This window comes from Nocardioides sp. Root122 (assembly GCF_001425025.1).
Classification (GTDB): Bacteria; Actinomycetota; Actinomycetes; order Propionibacteriales; family Nocardioidaceae; genus Nocardioides.
The window spans coordinates 230,821-248,458 of the sequence record NZ_LMDE01000013.1; the positions used below are offsets into that span (position 1 = coordinate 230,821).

The 17,638-nt window shown below is 71.9% G+C and carries 14 protein-coding genes; 4 read left to right on the top strand and 10 right to left on the bottom strand.

Annotated elements, in window-relative coordinates:
* Window positions 1-1,197: a YibE/F family protein gene (locus tag ASC64_RS18185; RefSeq protein WP_056908949.1), complete on the bottom strand. Its 1,197-nt coding sequence runs from the start codon at window positions 1,195-1,197 to the stop codon at window positions 1-3.
* A gap of 2 nt (window positions 1,198-1,199) precedes the next feature.
* Entirely contained in the window at window positions 1,200-2,525 is a 1,326-nt protein-coding gene (locus ASC64_RS18190; protein ID WP_082550617.1) for a cell division protein PerM, read from the bottom strand.
* A gap of 113 nt (window positions 2,526-2,638) precedes the next feature.
* On the opposite strand from ASC64_RS18190, the gene ASC64_RS18195 reads away from it, so the two are divergent.
* Together ASC64_RS18195 and ASC64_RS18200 are read left to right on the top strand one after the other, a co-directional pair.
* Complete coding sequence (locus tag ASC64_RS18195) at window positions 2,639-4,537, top strand: hypothetical protein (RefSeq protein WP_056908950.1); 1,899 nt, start codon at window positions 2,639-2,641, stop codon at window positions 4,535-4,537.
* 51 nt (window positions 4,538-4,588) lie between these two features.
* Window positions 4,589-5,848 (top strand): hypothetical protein, encoded by a 1,260-nt coding sequence (locus tag ASC64_RS18200; protein ID WP_156385279.1) that lies wholly within the window; start codon window positions 4,589-4,591, stop codon window positions 5,846-5,848.
* A gap of 275 nt (window positions 5,849-6,123) precedes the next feature.
* On the opposite strand, the gene sucD is transcribed toward ASC64_RS18200, so the two are convergent.
* Both sucD and sucC read right to left on the bottom strand, forming a co-directional pair.
* A complete protein-coding gene (gene sucD / locus ASC64_RS18205; RefSeq protein ID WP_056908952.1) occupies window positions 6,124-7,005 on the bottom strand; it encodes a succinate--CoA ligase subunit alpha in 882 nt (293 codons plus the stop codon).
* A 17-nt stretch (window positions 7,006-7,022) separates the two neighbouring features.
* The gene (sucC, locus tag ASC64_RS18210) at window positions 7,023-8,192 is read right to left on the bottom strand and encodes an ADP-forming succinate--CoA ligase subunit beta (RefSeq protein WP_056908953.1); all 1,170 of its coding nucleotides are present in this window, start codon (window positions 8,190-8,192) and stop codon (window positions 7,023-7,025) included.
* Window positions 8,193-8,322: 130 nt separating this feature from the next.
* Here sucC and ASC64_RS18215 point away from each other — a divergent pair, with 130 nt between their 5' ends.
* Both ASC64_RS18215 and ASC64_RS18220 read left to right on the top strand, forming a co-directional pair.
* Window positions 8,323-9,645 carry a cryptochrome/photolyase family protein gene (locus ASC64_RS18215; RefSeq protein WP_056908954.1) on the top strand — a complete coding sequence of 441 codons (1,323 nt, stop codon included), beginning with the start codon at window positions 8,323-8,325 and terminating at the stop codon, window positions 9,643-9,645.
* Window positions 9,646-9,783: 138 nt separating this feature from the next.
* On the top strand, window positions 9,784-10,617 hold the full coding sequence (locus tag ASC64_RS18220) for a M23 family metallopeptidase (protein ID WP_156385280.1): 834 nt from the start codon (window positions 9,784-9,786) through the stop codon (window positions 10,615-10,617).
* A gap of 178 nt (window positions 10,618-10,795) precedes the next feature.
* On the opposite strand, the gene pcrA is transcribed toward ASC64_RS18220, so the two are convergent.
* From pcrA to ASC64_RS18250, 6 genes are all read right to left on the bottom strand, one after another.
* Window positions 10,796-13,180 carry a DNA helicase PcrA gene (gene pcrA / locus ASC64_RS18225; RefSeq protein ID WP_056908956.1) on the bottom strand — a complete coding sequence of 795 codons (2,385 nt, stop codon included), beginning with the start codon at window positions 13,178-13,180 and terminating at the stop codon, window positions 10,796-10,798.
* A 58-nt stretch (window positions 13,181-13,238) separates the two neighbouring features.
* Window positions 13,239-13,592: a hypothetical protein gene (locus ASC64_RS18230; RefSeq protein WP_056908957.1), complete on the bottom strand. Its 354-nt coding sequence runs from the start codon at window positions 13,590-13,592 to the stop codon at window positions 13,239-13,241.
* Between the two features lie 37 nt (window positions 13,593-13,629).
* Window positions 13,630-14,079: a universal stress protein gene (locus ASC64_RS18235; RefSeq protein WP_056908958.1), complete on the bottom strand. Its 450-nt coding sequence runs from the start codon at window positions 14,077-14,079 to the stop codon at window positions 13,630-13,632.
* 1 nt (window position 14,080) lies between these two features.
* Entirely contained in the window at window positions 14,081-15,523 is a 1,443-nt protein-coding gene (locus ASC64_RS18240; RefSeq protein WP_056908959.1) for an APC family permease, read from the bottom strand.
* Window positions 15,524-15,621: 98 nt separating this feature from the next.
* Window positions 15,622-16,287: a LuxR C-terminal-related transcriptional regulator gene (locus ASC64_RS18245; RefSeq protein WP_056908960.1), complete on the bottom strand. Its 666-nt coding sequence runs from the start codon at window positions 16,285-16,287 to the stop codon at window positions 15,622-15,624.
* Window positions 16,284-17,627, bottom strand: coding sequence for an ATP-binding protein (locus ASC64_RS18250; RefSeq protein ID WP_082550618.1), 1,344 nt, complete (start codon window positions 17,625-17,627; stop codon window positions 16,284-16,286). The genes ASC64_RS18245 and ASC64_RS18250 overlap by 4 nt, the downstream gene beginning before the upstream one ends.
* Window positions 17,628-17,638 lie beyond the last annotated feature (11 nt).

The window sequence follows — 17,638 nt, forward strand, 5'->3', positions numbered from 1 at the left end:
CTAGGCGCGGTGGGACGGGACGGCGGCCTCCGTCCGGCGCTCGTGCACCAGCCGGGCCGCGACGAGCGCAGCGATCGCGGTCGTCACCGGGACCGCGGCGATGATGCCGAGGCCGCCGACGAGTCCGCGGACGACCTCCTGGGCGACGACCTCCTGGCTCACCGCGATGCCGAACGGCAGGTCGAGGGCCGAGAACACCAGCATCAGCGGCAGTGTCGCACCGACGTAGGCCAGCACCAGGGTGTTGACGGTGGACGCGACGTGCGAGCGCCCGATCCGCATCGCGCGCACGAACAGCGAGCGGGCGCTGGCGTCCGGGTCGAGGTCGGCGAGCTCCCAGACCGCCCAGGTCTGGGTGACGGTCACGTCGTCGAGCACGCCGAGCGCGCCGATGACCAGCCCGGCGAGCAGCAGGCCGTGGAGGTCGACCTGGGCGGCGATGCTGGAGATGTACTGGCTGCCCTCGTCGACGAGGCCGGTGAAGTGGCCGACCGTCGTGAACACCCAGCCCAGGCCCGCGATCACGGTGAGCGAGACGAGCGTGCCGAGCATCGCCACGGTGGAGCGGACCGTGAAGCCGTGGGAGAGGTAGAGGGTGACGACCATGATCGCGGCGGCGGTGACGACCGCGACCCCCAGCGGAGCGGCACCCTCCATGATCGCGGGCAGCGTGAAGACGGCGATCAGGACGAGGGAGAAGGCGAGGCTCACCAACGACCCGATGCCGCGCCAGCGCGACAGCGCGAGCACCCCGAGCGCGAACAGCACCGTCAGGGTGAGGAGCGGCGGGCCCCGGTCGAAGTCCTGGAAGGCGTACTGCTCGCCGACCTCGCCCTGCGCCACGTAGGTCACCACGATCCGGTCGCCCGGCTCCACCACCGGGGCGGCGTCGCCGTAGGGCAGCACGGCCTCGGCCTCACCGGGAGCGCCGGGACCGCTGTGCAGCTCGACCCGCGCGGCACTGCACCCGGCGGCGTCACGGCGGCACGGCACGATCTCCTGCACGGTCGCCGTGCCGCGCTCCACATCGGCGCCGGGCGAGGTGATCCGGAGGTCGCCGTCGGGCCAGAGCGCGACCAGGCCCATGACCGTCGCGAGCACCAGGGGGCCGACGAGCAGGCCGACCAGGAGCCTCAGCTGTCGGGGCGCGGGTCCGAGGGAGGCGGGTCCGGACGCGTGCGCATGTCCTGCGCCCACGTTCAGTCCTCAGTGGGCTCGGGGGCGGTGGGCGCGGGGTCGGTCATGCCGGGCGCCTCGGGTGCGGGCGCTCGGGTGTCGTCGGCGTCGGTCCCGGCGATCCACGCCCGGGCGGCACGGCGGTTGAGCAGGGCCACGACGCCGGCACCGAGGAGGGCGCCGACACCGCACGCGGTGACCGCGTGCACGAGGACGTCGGGGACGAACGGCCCGACGAAGCGCATCCGCCCGGGCCCGGCGGCACCGCCGGACCGCGCGGCCAGCAGGGCGAAGCCGAAGCCGGCCACGAGCCCGCCGCCGCACCCGGCGAGGACGACCTGGTCCCAGGGCAGCGGACGACCGCGCAGGTGGCGGAAAGCCGCGACAGCGGCCAGCAGCGGCGGCAGCGCCATCAAGCCGCCGACCCACCCTGCGGGCGTGCCGACCGACGGGAGGGCGGCGAGCAGCGGGAAGACGGGCAGCGGCCCGAGGACCACGGCGCCCGGCGAGACGAGCGTGGCGCCGCCGACCGCGAAGCCGGGTCCGAGCAGCCAGGAACCGCAGAAGAGGACCGCGTTGGGCAGGTAGGCCGCGTTGACGAGGGCGTAGAGCACGGCCTCGGAGGGGCTGGGGTGCAGGCGCGAGGTCATCGTCGCCGCCTCCCCGAAGGAGACCGCGAAGGCCACCAGGAAGACGACGGCGGAGACGAGGAGGAACGACCGGAGGACCGCTCCAGCCACGGCGGCCCCCGCCCGGACGGTGGCGGGCGCGAAGGCCGCCCAGATGGCTGCCCGGCCCGAACCCACGGCGATGGCCGGCGCCGCGACGAGCGCGGTCATCAGCAACGTCCAGCCCATCACCCGTGGCACGGACGGGTCGGCGGTGGCACCGGCGGCCAGGGAGGCCACGACGGCGGCCACCACGGCATACCCTGCGAAGAACAGCCCGATCGCGGTCGGGACGGTGAAGTCGCGCTCGCCGTCGGAGATGCGGTCCGCGTCGGGACCGTGGCCCGACACGGAGTCGCCGACGCGGTGACCCAGCCGCCACATCGACCAGGCAGCGATCGCGGTGACGCCCAGGGGCACGATCGTGACCCGCGCACCCAGCACCGTGAAGCCGGAGCCGTGGCCGGCCAGCCAGACCAGGGCACCGACGCGCATGCCGTCGCGCGGGGCGCCGTGCACCCCGGCGTCGGTGGCGAACCAGCCGATGATGCCGACGGCCATCAGCACGACCAGCGGACCGAGCGCCGCGAGGACGCCGCCGAGCGTCGCGATCAGCGCCAGTGGGCGCGGCCGGGCAGGGGCGGCCCGGGCGTGGTCCGGTCGGGTCAGGAGCGACGTCATGGCCGAGCCATCATCACCCGCCCCGGCGCCGGGATCCCGCTCCCACGCCGCGGTCCCGACGCGTCGGGGGAAGTTGTGCGCCGTGTGTGCCTCTCCCGTACCGTGGAGCGGTCATGAGGAGCCCCGAGACGTTCGACGCCTACTACGTCGAGAACCGCGCCCGACTCCTGCACGAGGCCTTCGCCCTGACCGGTGACGCACCGGCGGCCCGGGCTGCCGTGCGGGACGCCTTCGTCGTGGCCTGGCACCACTGGCGCAAGGTCGACGGTCTCGACGACCGCGACGCCTACGTGCGACCCCTCGCGTTCCGCCGGGCCCGCCGTCGCCACACTGCGCGCATCTGGCACCGCGACAAGTCACTGGACCCCGAGGCGCTCGCCACCCTCGACGCGCTGTCCAAGCTCTCCACCCGCCAGCGCGAGCTCCTCGTCCTCAACGCGCTGTCCGCGCTGAGCCTCGACGACATCTCCCGCACCGTGGGGCTGCCCCGCGCCGACGCCGAGCGCGAGCTCCAGACCGCCGCCTCCCAGTTCTCCCTCCACCGCGACGTCCCGAGCGCGGAGGTCGGGCGGCTGCTCCACGACCTCGCCGAGCCGCTCACCTCGACCCGCTGGCCCCGTGCGAGCGTGGTCCGCCGCTCCGGCGCTGCCCGTCGTCGTACGCACACCGTGATCGGGGCCGCCGTGGCCACCACCACGCTGCTGGTCTCGGGCTCGCTGGTGGCGAGCGGCTCGGGCGCGCAGCCCACCAGCCTCAGCGAGGAGAAGGCGACACACGGCGTGACCGTCCACGACCCCGACGAGGGCGTCGGCGAGGCCGTGATCGACCAGGCCACCCTGCTGTCGTCCGCGCAGGTGGCGCGGTTCGGCTCCCGTCTCGACTGGGAGGAGACCGGCACCAGCGACAACCTCGCCGGCGACGGGCTCGTCGCGCCGTGCCAGCGCGAACGATTCTCCGACCCCGACGGCCTCGCCGCGCTCGCCCGCACGTGGGAGGGCTCGACCACCAAGGTCGTCGAGAAGTCGGTCGGCACGGGCAGGAAGAAGCGCACCCGCAAGCAGCGCGTCAGCACCGTCCAGACCACCGCGGTGCAGCTCGTGGAGCGCTCGCGCGACGAGAAGCGGGCGGCCGCCAGCTTCGACACCGCCTCGCTGTGGTTCGCCGGCTGCGCAGACCCGCGCACCCAGCTGGTGCGCACCAGCGACGTGAAGCGCGTCGGCGACGACGCCCGGCAGTTCCGGCTGCGCAGCTGGGGCCGGACCCCGTCGACGATCACCGTCGGCATGGCCCGCACGGGCAGCCTGGTGGTGACCACCGTGGTCCGCACGAGCGGCCGTCCCCTCAGCGACAAGGCCTCGCTCGGCGGCCTGTCCGCCGCCGTCAACGCGCTCTGCGGGTCCGACGGGGCAGCGACGTGCGCCGGCCGTGCCACCGCGCGTACGACGCCCCCGCTCGACATCGGCGCGCTGCCCGGGTTGCTGTCGGTGGTCGACCTTCCGCCGGTGTCCGCCGTGCGCGGACCGTGGGTCGGCACCGACCCGGAGAAGGCCAGCAGCACCAACTACGCCTCGACCCGCTGCGACCGCACCACCTTCACGGGCAAGGGCATCACGCTGGCGAAGACGCGCACGTTCCTCTTCCCGGAGACGCGCAACGTCGACCAGCTGGGGTTGACCCAGGTCGTCGGCGCGATGAAGCCCCGGGTCGCGGACACGTTCGTCGAGCAGGTCCGCACCCGGGTGCGGCAGTGCGGCCAGGCCAACCTCGGCACCACTGTGACGCCGCTGGTGTCGTCCTCGACGAAGGACACCGACCTCCACGCCTGGGCGCTGTCGATGGAGCTCAACGACAAGCAGTCGTTCCCCTTCCTCATGGCGATCGTGCGCGACGGCACGGCGGTCTCGCAGCTCGGCTTCAGCCCCCAGCGCAACATGACGATGGGGCGCGACGACTTCGTCGCCCTGTCGCGCCGGGTGCTCGAACGTCTCGCCACCCTCCGCTCGCGGGGCTGACGCAACCTTTTCGCCTCCCGCGGGGTCTCAGGTGGCATGAGGCTCCGCTCCGTGCTCCTGACCGCAGCGCTGGCCGGCTCCCTGGCCGTCGCCGGCTGCGGCGAGGAGCCGTCGAGCGCCGACGGACGTTCCGGCGGAGCGACCAGCGCCTCCGACACCGGTGCGGCCACCCCGGAGCCGGCCGGCACGGCCATCCCCGACGACTTCCCGCTGTCGGCAGGGATGGGCGCGCCCCAGGACGTCATCGCGACCTCGCGGACCGGCACCGGCCTGCGAGACCTCACGCTGTGTGGCACCGCTCCCCTGCGCGGCCTCGGGACTCGCGACCGCCTGGTGGCCGACAACAGCGGTGGCGAGTCCGCCAACACCCGCGAGCTGGTCCTCCTCGGCAGCCCCGACGACGCCGCGCAGGTCTCGCAGGCCTTCGCCGACCTGCCTCTGACGTGCCCCACGGTGACCGCCGACGGCGACCGGGAGACGCTCACCGAGGTGCGCGACTCACCCTTCGGCCCGGCTCCGGCGACCACCCTCGTCCGGACCTACACCTTCGGCGGCGAGCCCGGCACCGGCGCGACGGTCATCCACGTCGTGCCCGTGGGCGCCGCCCTCCTCGTCACCTCGACCTACGGCCAGTGGAGCGACCCCGACGTCCAGGGCGTCATCGACGCCACCGTCGAGCCGCTGCAGGAGACGGTCGCGGCCCTCCGGATGTTCGACGACGAGGGCGCGCCCGCACCCGGGCCGAGCGGCTCCGCCACCACGGAGCCCCGGGGCCCGGAGATCCCCGAGGACTTCCCGCTGGCGGTCGGGTTCGACGCCGACAACGCCGACAACGAGGTCGACGCGCCCTCTCCCGACGGCGATGGGCTGGGCGAGCTCGAGATGTGCGGTCGGGTGGTCTGGCCGCAGCCGGAGACGTCCGGCGGCCTCCGTCGGCTCGTGGCCGGGGTCTCCGGACCGGAGTACCACGAGTGGCGCGAGCTGTTCGTCCACGACGACGCGGCGCTCGCCGAGGCACCGATGGCCGTGCTGCGCCGGGTGGCCACCGAGTGCGACCACGAGCGCAACCTGGTCTGGACGGTCCTCGACCGCGACACCGGCCACGACACGGTGACCGTGGGGCTGACGTACGCCGACGGGCTGGGCAGCTCGGTCTTCCAGGTCACCCGGGTCGGCTCGGCCAGGCTGCTCGTCGGCACGTACGGTGAGGGCTCGCTCGCATCGCTGGACGAGCAGGCCGACGGGGTCACGGGGACCACCGAGCAGATCGTTCCGGCCATGTGCGCGTTCACGAAAACGGGGTGTGAGTAAGAGATGTCCATTCCAGCAACGCTGTCCAGCGCGGCCTGTCCCACGCTGCCCTCGCCGCGGCGGCGCCTGTCGGTCGCCGCGCCGGTGCGCCTGCTCGGCGCGCACGTGGTGTGGCAGGTGCTGTGGAGTGCCAGGAACCCGGTCAGGAACCCGGTCAGGAGCCCCGCACGGCAACCGGTGCCGGGAGCCGGAACGGCCCCGCAGGTGGACCTGCGGGGCCGTTCGGAGCCGGTGCCGAGCCTCGAGCTCGACCGGGACTGAGGTGTCGGGGCCGGTCAGAGGCCCTGCAGGACCTCACGCATCAGCGCGGCGGTCTCCGACGGCGTCTTGCCGACCTTGACCCCGGCGGCCTCGAGGGCCTCCTTCTTGGCCTGCGCGGTGCCCGACGAGCCCGAGACGATGGCGCCGGCGTGGCCCATGGTCTTGCCCTCGGGGGCGGTGAAGCCGGCGACGTAGCCGACGACCGGCTTGGTGACGTGCTCCTTGATGTAGGCCGCGGCGCGCTCCTCGGCGTCGCCACCGATCTCGCCGATCATCACGATCGCCTTGGTCTCCGGGTCGTTCTCGAAGGCCTCGAGCGCGTCGATGTGCGTGGTGCCGATGATCGGGTCACCGCCGATGCCGATGGCGGTGGTGAAGCCGTAGTCCTTCAGCTCGTACATCATCTGGTAGGTCAGCGTGCCGGACTTCGACACGAGGCCGACCGGGCCCTTGCCCGCGATGGTGTGCGGGGTGATGCCGGCGAGCGACTCCTCCGGCGTGATGATGCCGGGGCAGTTGGGGCCGATCATCCGGGTGTTCTTGCCCTCGAGGTAGGCCACGACCTCCGCGGTGTCGAGGACCGGGACACCCTCGGTGATGACGACCAGGAGCGGGATCTCGGCGTCGATGGCCTCGATGCAGGCGTCCTTGGTGAAGGCCGGCGGGACGAAGGCGACCGAGACGTCGGCGCCGGTCTCCTTCATCGCCTCCTCGACGGTGCCGAAGACCGGGAGCTCCTTGCCGCCGAGCTCGACGGTGGTGCCGGCCTTGCGGGCGTTGACGCCGCCCACGATGTTGGCGCCCGACTCGACCATGAGGGTGGTGTGCTTGGCACCCATGCCGCCCGTCATGCCCTGGACGATGATCTTGCTGTCCTTGTTGAGGTAGATGCTCATCTGTTCAGTTCTCTCTCTCAGGCCTGGTGGGCGAGCTCGGCGGCCTTGTCGGCCGCGCCGTCCATCGTGTCGACCTGGGTGACCAGCGGGTGGTTGAGCTCGTCGAGGATGCGGCGTCCCTCCTCGACGTTGTTGCCGTCGAGGCGGACGACGAGGGGCTTGCTCTCCTTGTCGCCGAGGATCTCCAGGGCGCCCTTGATGCCGTTGGCCACCTCGTCGCACGCGGTGATGCCACCGAAGACGTTGACGAAGACGCTCTTGACCTGCGGGTCGTTGATGATCACGTCGAGGCCGTCGGCCATCACCTGGGCGTTGGCGCCGCCACCGATGTCGAGGAAGTTGGCGGGCTTGACGCCACCGTGTGCCTCACCGGCGTAGGCGACGACGTCGAGGGTGCTCATCACGAGGCCCGCGCCGTTGCCGATGATGCCGACCTGACCGTCGAGCTTGACGTAGTTGAGGCCCTTGTCCTTGGCCTTCGACTCCAGCGCGTCGGCCTCCTCGCGGATCTCGAACTGCGCGTGGTCGGGGTGGCGCACCTCGGAGGCGTTCTCGTCGAGCGAGACCTTGCCGTCGAGGGCCTCCAGCTTGTCGCCCTCGAGGCGGGCCAGCGGGTTGACCTCGACGAGGGTGGCGTCCTCCTGGACGTAGACCTGCCAGAGGCTCTGGACCATCTCGATGGCCTGGTCGCGCAGCTCGGCGGGGAACTTGGCCTCGTCGACGATCGCGGCGGCCTTCTCCGGCGTGACGCCCTCGAGCGCGTTGATCGGGATCTGCTTCACGGCGTCGGGGTTGGTCTTGGCGACCTCCTCGATCTCCACGCCGCCCTCGACCGATGCGATGCACAGGTGCGAGCGGTTGGAGCGGTCGAGCAGGAAGGAGAAGTAGTACTCCTCGACCGGCGGCGTCGCCGGGGTCACCAGGACGCGGTTGACGCGCAGGCCCTTGATCTCCATGCCGAGGATGTCGCGGGCGTAGGACTCGGCCTCGTCGGCGGTCTTCGCGATCTTCACGCCACCGGCCTTGCCACGGCCGCCGGCCTTGACCTGCGCCTTGATGACCGTGACGCCGCCCATCTCCTCTGCGGCGGCCCGAGCGGCCTCGGGCGTCTCGGCGACGACCCCCAGCGTGGTTGCGACTCCGTGCTTGGCGAAGAGCTCCTTCGCCTGAAATTCCATCAGGTCCACGAGGTGACCAGTCCTTTTCGTCTTGCGAACAGTGGCGGGGATTCCCTCTCGGCACCCTAGACCTGTCCGGCCGGGTGGCACGAGGTCGGGTGAGCGTGGTGGTGGTCACCCCGGCGCTACGTTGAGGAGCATGCCTTCCTCGAGCTCCTCGGTGATGTGGTTCCGGCGCGACCTGCGGGTGCGCGACAACCCGGCGCTCCTCGCCGCGCTCGAGGAGGGGTCCGTCCAGGCGCTCTTCGTCCTCGACCCCGCCCTGTGGTCGGGCGCCGGTCCCGCCCGACGCGCCTGGCTCGCGGCGAACGTCCTCGCGCTCGCCGAGCGGATCCCGCTGAGCATCCACCACGGCGACCCGCGGGAGGTGGTGCCGCGCGTGGCCGGTGAGCGCCGGGTGCACGTCTCGGCCGAGACGACGCCCTACGGCGTGCGGCGCGACCGCGCGGTCGGTGGGTCCGTCGACCTCGTGCCCACCGGGTCGCCGTACGCCGTCGGGCCGGGGCGCGTGCTCAACGGCAGCGGCGGCCCCTACCAGGTGTTCAGCGCCTTCGCCCGGGCCTGGCGCGAGCACGGGTGGCCCGAGCCGGCCGCGACCCCGCGCTCCCCCGACCTCGTGGCCGCCGACTCCCGGGCGACGGCGGTCGAGATGCTGGAGAAGGCGGTCGCTGATGCACCGTTCGAGCTGCCGGGGGCCGGCGAGGAGGCGGCCTGGCGGCGGTGGCGGTCCTTCCGCGCCGACGGCCTGCGCGACTACCCCACCGCACGCAACCGCCCCGACCGCGACGGCACGTCCCGGCTCTCCCCCTACCTCCACCTCGGCGTGCTGCACCCGCGCTCGCTGCTCGCCGAGATCGACCACTCCTCGACCTATGCCGATGAGCTCGCGTGGAGGGAGTTCTACGCCGACGTGCTCTGGCACCACCCGGAGTCGGCGTGGGCCGACCTCAAGCCCGCGCTGCAGGGCATGCGCTACGACGACCCCGAGGACGCGATCGAGGCGTGGCGCACCGGCACCACCGGCTTCCCCATCGTGGACGCCGGGATGCGACAGCTGCGCGAGACCGGCTGGATGCACAACCGGGTCCGGATGATCACCGCCTCCTTCCTGACCAAGGACCTCCACGTGTGGTGGCCGGTGGGCGCCAAGCACTTCCTCGAGCAGCTCATCGACGGCGACGTCGCCTCCAACAACCACGGCTGGCAGTGGGTGGCCGGCACCGGCACCGACGCCTCGCCGTACTTCCGGGTCTTCAACCCGATCACCCAGGGACTGAAGTTCGACCCCCAGGGCGACTACGTGCGCCGCTGGGTGCCCGAGCTCGACCACCTGCCCGGCAAGGCCGCCCACGAGCCGTGGAAGTCCGACACCGGCTACGAGCAGGACTACCCGCTGCGGATCGTGGACCACGCCGACGAGCGCACGGAGGCCCTCGAGCGCTACCAGGCCGCGCGCGCCTGATGTCCGGATACCGACCATTGCGAGCGCTTCCACAAGGAATTTGATCGAGGGTTGCACCAACCCGTGATCTTTCCGTTACAGTCGTGCGCGGTCTTGCCGACCCGACCCCCCTGACCCGGCAGATTGGTAACTACCCCTATGGGAAACCACCGAGCGGAGCGCGCTCCCAAGCGTCGCGCCACCTCGGCACCGGCTGCACCCACGACCGGCAAGCGTCGGGCCACCCCGCCCCCGCGCCGTTCGATGGTGAGCAGCCTGCCGTCGCTGCCCCTCGTGGCAGGCGTCGCCGTCCTCGCGATCTCCGCGGGTGGAGCCGTCACCGCCGGCGCGGGAGCGACCTCCCTGGCCTCCTCGGGTGCGTCCCTCGATGCCACCAACGCGGTCGGCGCTGCCGGCACCGCCCTCGCCCGCCGTGGCGAGGTCGTGAGCCGCAGCGAGACCCGCGACTCCGACGTCCAGGTCGAGGAGACCGACCCCGAGCTCGTCGCGCTGGCCGAGAAGCAGATGGCCGAGCGCGCCGCCAAGCTCGCGGAGATCCGCAAGGAGGCCGAGAAGCAGGCGGCCAAGATCAAGGAGAACAAGTGGGTTCTCCCCCTCGCCAGCTACCAGATCACCGCCACCTTCGGTCAGTACGGCCTCTGGGCGAACTACCACACCGGCCTGGACTTCAACGGCAACACCGGTGACCCGATCATGGCGATCGCCAACGGCACCGTCACCTCGACCGGCTACGACGGCGCCTACGGCAACAAGACCGTGGTGACCCTCGACGACGGCACCGAGATCTGGTTCTGCCACCAGACCAGCATCTACGTCTCGGTCGGCGACCGCGTCACCGGTGGCGAGGTCATCGGCACCGTCGGAGCCACCGGCCACGTGACCGGCTCGCACCTCCACCTCGAGGTGCGCCCCGGCGGCGGCGGCCCTGTCGACCCGTTCCAGGCCTTCGTCGAGCACGGCATCGTCCCCTGACCGACGCGCGGAGCGCGTCGGCAGTCAGGGGAGATTGAGCAAGCCCCGCGGCTGAGGAACGAAGCCGCGACGGGCGCGTCGAAATCTTCGACCAGTGGGCGGAGCCGCCGGAGTCGCCCAGACCTTGGTTTCGAGGCTCGCTCCGCTCGCACCTCAACCACCGAGTGGGGTGGTGGCCTCAGAGCTTCTCGACCGGCGCGTAGCGGAGCAGGAGCCGCTTGACGCCCTCGGAGCCGAAGTCGATCGAGGCCACGGACTTCTCCGCGACGCCGTCGACGGCGACCACCGTTCCCAGGCCGAAGGAGTCGTGCGCGACCCGGTCACCGGGTGCCAGGCTCGGGATCTCGCGCGCGGGCTTGGCCTTGGAGGCGGCGTCGGCGCGCAGCGCGGCGGAGCTGAAGTTGCGGCGCCCGGCGTCGGTGGGCGTGCCGAGCCGCGTGGAACCGCCACCCGCGTGGTCGGGACGACCCCAGCGGGTCTGCTCCGACGCCGTGCGCCGCCAGTCGACGAGGTCGACCGGCAGCTCGTCGAGGAACCGGCTCGCGGGGTTGTGGGACGGTGCGCCCCACGCGGACCGGACGAGCGCGCGGGAGACGTAGAGCCGCTGCTGGGCGCGGGTGAGGCCGACGTAGGCCAGGCGCCGTTCCTCCTCGAGCTCGGGCTGGTCGCCGAGCGAGCGCTGGTGCGGGAAGACGCCGTCCTCCATGCCGGTGAGGAAGACGACCGGGAACTCCAGCCCCTTGGCCGTGTGGAGCGTCATCAACGTGACCACCCCCGAGTCGTCGCCGTCGGGGGCGTCGGGGATCTGGTCGGCGTCGGCCACCAGCGCGACCCGCTCGAGGAAGTCGCCCAGCCCGACGGCCACGGTGCCGGCCTCGACGTCGGCCGGGTCTGCGCTCGGCCCGGGCTGGGGGTCCTCGGCGAACTCGCGGGCCACGGCGACGAGCTCGGCGAGGTTCTCCACGCGGGTGCCGTCCTGGGGGTCGTCGCTGGCCTCGAGCTCGGCGAGGTAGCCCGAGCGCTCCAGCACCGACTCGAGGATCACGTCGGGGCGCTCATCGGCCTCGACCATCGACTGCAGCTCCTGGATCATCGCGACGAACGCCTCGATGTTCTTCAGGCTGCGGGTGGCCAGGCCGGGCGCCTCGGCGGCGCGGGTGAGCGCCTCCCAGAAGGTGGTGCGGTCGCGGTCGGCCAGGGCGGCGACGCAGGCCTCGGCGCGCTCGCCGATGCCGCGCTTGGGGGTGTTGAGCACCCGGCGCAGGGAGATCTCGTCGGCGGTGTTGACCAGCATCCGGAGGTAGGCCAGGGCGTCGCGGACCTCACGCCGCTCGTAGAAGCGCACGCCGCCGACGACCTTGTAGGGCTGGCCGGTGCGGATGAACACCTCCTCGAAGACGCGCGACTGCGCGTTGGTGCGGTAGAACACCGCGACGTCGGCGGGCTTGGTGCCGGCGCTGTCGACGAGCTTGTCGATCTCCTCGCTGACGAAGCGGGCCTCGTCGTGCTCGTCGTCGGAGACGTAGCCGACGATCCGCTCGCCGTCCCCGGCATCGGTCCACAGCCGCTTGGGCTTGCGTCCGCGGTTGTTGCCGATGACGGAGTTGGCGGCGGTGAGGATGGTCTGGGTCGAGCGGTAGTTCTGCTCGAGCAGGATCGTGGTGGCGTCGGGGAAGTCCTGCTCGAAGTCGAGGATGTTGCGGATGTCGGCACCACGGAAGGCGTAGATCGACTGGTCGGCGTCGCCGACCACCATCAGCTCGCTGGGCTCGACCGACTCCTGGTGGCCCTCCTCCAGGGACTGTCCGCACAGCTGCTGGATCAGGCTGTACTGGGCGTGGTTGGTGTCCTGGTACTCGTCGACGAGGACGTGCCGGAACCTCCGGCGGTAGAACTCCCGCACGTCGGGGAACGCCTGCAGCAGGTGGACCGTGGTCATGATCAGGTCGTCGAAGTCGAGGGCGTTGGCCTCGCGCAACCGGAGCTGGTAGGAGGTGAACGCCTTGGCATAGGCCTCCTCGAAGGAGTTGCGCGCCTCCTTGGCGACGTCCTCGGGGTCGCGCAGCTCGTTCTTCTGGTCGGAGACCCAGTGGAGCACTGCGTTGGGCTGGTAGCGCTTGGGGTCGAGCTCGAGGTCACGCAGCACGAGCGTCATCAGCCGCTTGGAGTCGGCGGCGTCGTAGATCGAGAAGTTCGACTTGAACCCGATCCGGTCGATCTCCTTGCGCAGGATGCGCACGCAGGCGGAGTGGAAGGTCGAGACCCACATGATCCGGGCGCGCTTGCCGACGAGCTCCTCGACGCGCTCCTTCATCTCCGCGGCGGCCTTGTTGGTGAAGGTGATCGCCAGGATCGACCCGGGGTGCGCCTTGCGCTCGTTGATCAGCCAGGCGATCCGTCGGGTGAGCACCCGGGTCTTGCCCGACCCGGCACCCGCCACGACCAGCAGGGGCGCGCCGGCGTGGGTCACCGCCGCGCGCTGCGGCTCGTTGAGTCCCTCGAGGAGAGGGCTGTCGCGGTGCTCGAAGAGGGCCTGGTCTGCCGGTGCATCTGTGGGGCTCATGTCGACCCCAGCCTATGCGGCGGGTGCGACAGGTGCCGTCCCGCGGTGAGGGTCCGGATCAGGCGTGGACCGGGGACCAGAACACGGCCACTGCGATGTTGGCCAAGGTGAGCACCAACAGGCCGACGTAGAGGCCCTGCGGGATGCTGGGCTTGCGCATGTTGGCCATCACGAGCACGAGGATCACCAGGCCGATGGCGAACTTCACGCCGATCTTGGCGTGGTCGGGCGAGCCGAGGCTCTCCAGCACCCCGACGAGCAGCAGGCCGGCGAGGAAGGCCGTGCCGATGCCGTCGCGCATCAGCGAGTTGACCGACTTGGTCTCCTCGCGCACCTGGACCAGCAGCCCGCCGAGGAGGGCCGCGTAGCCCAGGATGTGTACGAACAGCAGCACCAGCCGCAGGGTCTCCATGGCGGACACCCTAGTGAGTCGGGCCGGGCGGGCCGCCTCAGCCCTTGCGCCGCTTGCGGGGCGCCGGGCGTACGACGAGCACCGGGCAGGGTGCGTAGTGCTGCACCCGCTGCGCGGTGCTGCCGACCAGCACGCTGTCGCTGAGCCCACGACCGCCGGCCGCCACGACGACGAGGCCGGCGTCGTACTGCTTGGCGGCCTTGATGATCTCGTTGGCGGCCGAGCCGCTGCGGATGCGCTTGTGCACCTTCGGGCCCCAGCCGTCGAAGACCGCGGCGACGGTGTCGACAGCACTCTGGGCGGCGTCGCGGAACGAGCCGTCGAGCCTGCCCTCGGAGAGGTCGTCGGCGAACGCCACCGAGGCGAGCGGCCGGACGACCGCCACGACGGAGACGTCGCTCACCTTGGTCGGGTCGGCGAAGGACTTCAGGTGCTTGGCGGCGGCCAGCGACTGCCGGGAGCCGTCCGTGGCGACGATGACGTGCATCTCAGACCTCCTGGGATCCGGTGGGGACGTCGTCGAGGTCGGGCGTGCGGTCGGCCGTGCCCTTGTCGCCGAAGAAGTGCTCGGCGAGGAACAGCACCCCGCCGATCGCGAGCAGCGCCGCGCACCAGAGCAGCGAGGCCGGGTCGTCGAACACCGTGAACCCGAGGATGGCGAGGTTGCCGATGAGGCCGACGAACAGCAGTGGGGTGTTCGCACGGAAGATGTCGTCGTGCTCGTCGTGCCCGCGGAGCATGAGGCAGGCGACGATCACCAGCGCGTAGATCGCGAGCAGCAGCACGACCGTCACGGTGGCGAGCCGGCCCACCAGGTCGATGCCGCCACCGGCCTCGGTGAGGAGGGTGCCGACAACGAGCAGCAGGCTGACCACGACCCCGCTGAAGATCAGGCCCACCCACGGGCTGCGGCGGGTGACGTGGACCTTGGCGAAGATGCCGGGGACGACGTCCTCGCGGGCCATGCCGTAGAGGATGCGCGGCTGGGTGACGATCGTGACGAGCGTGGTGTTGGTGATGGCCACCAGCGCGATGAGGGAGAACAGCGTCGTCATCAGCTCGGTGGAGAACGGCAGGATGCCCGCCTTCACGACCTCGAGCAGGGCCGCGTCGGACTCGGCGAGCGTGTCGGTCGGCACGGTGAGCGCGGCGGCCATCGAGACCAGGACGTAGACCAGGCCGGCGACGAGCATGCCGCCCACCAGCGAGCGCGGGAACGCCTTGTAGGGCTCGATGGTCTCCTCGGCGACGTTGACGGTGTTCTCGAAGCCCGTCATCGCGAAGAAGGAGAAGGAGATGCCGGCGAGCACGGCGAGGGCCGGGCTGCTGTAGTCGCCCCCCGTGTCGATGTGGGTCAGCACGCCGAAGTCCGCGTCGCCCTTGGCCACGTGGACGATGCCGATGACCATGATGATGGCCAGGCCGGCGGCCTCGACGAAGGTCATCAGCATGTTGATGACCACCGACTCGGTGATGCCGATGTAGTTGACGACGACCAGCACCGCGATGAAGAGCAGCGACACCAGCAGCGCGGGCGGGCCCGACCACAGCTCGGCGAAGTACGACGCGAAGCCCGTGGCGAGCGAGCCGGAGGCGGCCATGCTCGCGGCGAGGAACGACACGGTGACGAGGAACGTGAGCGGCCGGCTGCCGAAGGCCTTGTTGACGTAGAGCGAGGCTCCGGCTGCGCGGGGGTACTTCGTCACCAGCTCGGCGTAGGCCGCACCGGTGATCGCCGCGACGGTCACGCCCAGGGCGAAGGCGATCCAGAACGCGCCGCCCACCGCGGCGGCGACGAGGCCGATCAGGACGTAGATGCCTGACCCGAGCACGTCACCGAGCGTGTAGAAGAACAGGAGCCGGCCCGTGATGGACCGCTTGAGCTCGCTGTCCTCCTCGTCCGGACGGGGGACGGTGGCGGTGTCGGCCACGGGGGACTCGCTTCCCGAGAGAGGATGTCGGACCCCGACCCCATCCCCTCGACACCGCGATGTCAAACGTCAACCCACCCCTGGGGGCGCCGCTCGGGTCAGAGCAGGCGGCGGTCCGAGGCCCACTTCGTGAGCTCGTGGCGGCTGGAGAGCTGGAGCTTGCGGAGCACCGAGGACATGTGGGTCTCCACCGTCTTCACCGAGATGAAGAGCTCCTTGGCGACCTCCTTGTAGGCGTAGCCGCGGGCGATCAGGCGCATCACCTCCCGCTCGCGCTCGGTCAGCCGGTCAAGGTCCTCGTCGACCGCCGCGACGTCGATCGACCCGGCGAAGGCGTCGAGCACGAAGCCGGCCAGCCGCGGCGAGAACACCGCGTCTCCCCCGGCCACCCGGGCGATCGCGTCGACCAGCTCCGGACCGGTGATGGTCTTGGTGACGTAGCCGCGGGCGCCGCCGCGGATCGTGCCGATCACGTCCTCGGCGGCGTCGGAGACCGACAGGGCGAGGTAGAGCGTGTCGGGCGAGGGGTGGCGACGCATCACCTCGACCCCGCCGCCGCCGGGCAGGTGCACGTCGAGCAGCACGACCTGCGGCTGGAGCTCGCGCACGACGGCGACGGCCGCGTCGGCGTCGGCGGCCTCGCCGACGACCTCGACGACACCCGCACCGGCCGCGGCCAGCTCGGCCCGGACCCCGGCCCGGAACATGGCGTGGTCGTCCACCAGGACGACCCGCACGGGGCCGCTCGGACTGGCCTGGCTCATCGGTTCTCCTCGTCGGTGGTGTGGTCCTGCGACCGGGACTGGCTGCGGGGCATGTGCAGACGGACCTCGGTGCCCTCGCCGGGAGCAGAGCGTACGTCCGCGCTCCCCCCGTGGCGGGCCATCCGGTCCACGATGCTGTTGCGGACGCCCTGGCGGTCGTGGGCGACGCCGTCCACGTCGAACCCTGCCCCGCGGTCGCGGACGAAGACGTCGACCGCACCGGGGGTCGTCTCGGCGTAGACGTCGGCGCGCTGGGTGCCGGCGTGCTTGGCGACGTTGACCACCGCCTCGCGTGCGGCGAGCACGAGCGGGCGGAGCGACTCGTCGAGGTCGCAGTCACCGACGGTGACCACGTCGACCACGACCGGGTGCTGGGTCTCGACGTCGGCCGCCATCTCCTTGAGCGCGCCGGCGAGCGTGGTGGCGTCGGAGCTGTCGGCCTCGAACAGCCACCGCCGGAGGTCGCGCTCCTGCGAGCGCGCCAGCCGGGCGACGGTGGTCGCGTCGTGCGAGTTCTTCTGGATCAGCGCGAGCGTCTGGAGCACCGAGTCGTGCAGATGGGCGGCCATGTCGGCGCGCTCCTGGGTGCGGACCCGCTCGGCGCGCTCGGCGCCGAGGTCGTCGATCAGTCGCATCGCCCACGGTCCGACCACGATCGCGAGGCCGACGAGCCCCAGCAGCCCGGCGACCAGGACCGGCACGGCGAAGGTCGCCTGGCCCGCGGCCACGGCGAAGACGATCAGCGCGGTCAGGATCAGGCCGAGCCCGGCCGCGAAGCGGGTGTAGGCCGCCCACCCGCCGTTGCCGAAGACCGCCCGGAACGGGTCGATCCGGCCCGAGGAGTCGATCCAGCGCTCGCGCTGGGCCTCGTCGGCCTGCCGCCACAGCAGGCCGATGCCGGCGATGCCGAGGACGACGGGCCAGAAGAGCGCGCCCTGGCCGAAGATCCCCTCGAAGCCCAGCACCACGCCGAAGAGCAGCGCGCCGATCGCGATCGCCGGGCCGGCGTCACGCAGCCGCGACCGGCGCCCGGGACGCTTGCCGGTGCGGGTCGCGCTCTCGAGGCCGGGGGCACTCACCTCGAAGCCCCGGTCGGCGGGCAGGAACACCCACAGCCCGGCGTAGAGCATGAGGCCGAAGCCGCCCAGCAGCGCGGTCGCGACGAAGAACACCCGCACCCACAGCACCGGCACCGCCAGGTGGGCGGCCAGGCCGGACGCGACGCCACCGGCGATCGGAGCGGTGAGGTCGCGGTGGGCACGGCGCGGCTGCGCGGCACGCCAGGCGGGGACGCCGCCGGGCGCGGCGTGGGGGGTCGAGCCGGGGGTGGTGTTGCTCATCGTGGATCCAT

What these genes read in the sequence shown, in the direction of transcription:
- ASC64_RS18250 (WP_082550618.1), bottom strand. Translation starts at nt 17,627, where the DNA reads ATGAGCAACACCACCCCCGGCTCGACCCCCCACGCCGCGCCCGGCGGC.
- sucD (WP_056908952.1), bottom strand. Translation starts at nt 7,005, where the DNA reads ATGAGCATCTACCTCAACAAGGACAGCAAGATCATCGTCCAGGGCATG.
- ASC64_RS18195 (WP_056908950.1), top strand. Translation starts at nt 2,639, where the DNA reads ATGAGGAGCCCCGAGACGTTCGACGCCTACTACGTCGAGAACCGCGCC.
- ASC64_RS18245 (WP_056908960.1), bottom strand. Translation starts at nt 16,287, where the DNA reads ATGAGCCAGGCCAGTCCGAGCGGCCCCGTGCGGGTCGTCCTGGTGGAC.
- ASC64_RS18230 (WP_056908957.1), bottom strand. Translation starts at nt 13,592, where the DNA reads ATGGAGACCCTGCGGCTGGTGCTGCTGTTCGTACACATCCTGGGCTAC.
- ASC64_RS18220 (WP_156385280.1), top strand. Translation starts at nt 9,784, where the DNA reads ATGGGAAACCACCGAGCGGAGCGCGCTCCCAAGCGTCGCGCCACCTCG.
- pcrA (WP_056908956.1), bottom strand. Translation starts at nt 13,180, where the DNA reads ATGAGCCCCACAGATGCACCGGCAGACCAGGCCCTCTTCGAGCACCGC.
- ASC64_RS18235 (WP_056908958.1), bottom strand. Translation starts at nt 14,079, where the DNA reads ATGCACGTCATCGTCGCCACGGACGGCTCCCGGCAGTCGCTGGCCGCC.
- ASC64_RS18190 (WP_082550617.1), bottom strand. Translation starts at nt 2,525, where the DNA reads ATGACGTCGCTCCTGACCCGACCGGACCACGCCCGGGCCGCCCCTGCC.
- ASC64_RS18215 (WP_056908954.1), top strand. Translation starts at nt 8,323, where the DNA reads ATGCCTTCCTCGAGCTCCTCGGTGATGTGGTTCCGGCGCGACCTGCGG.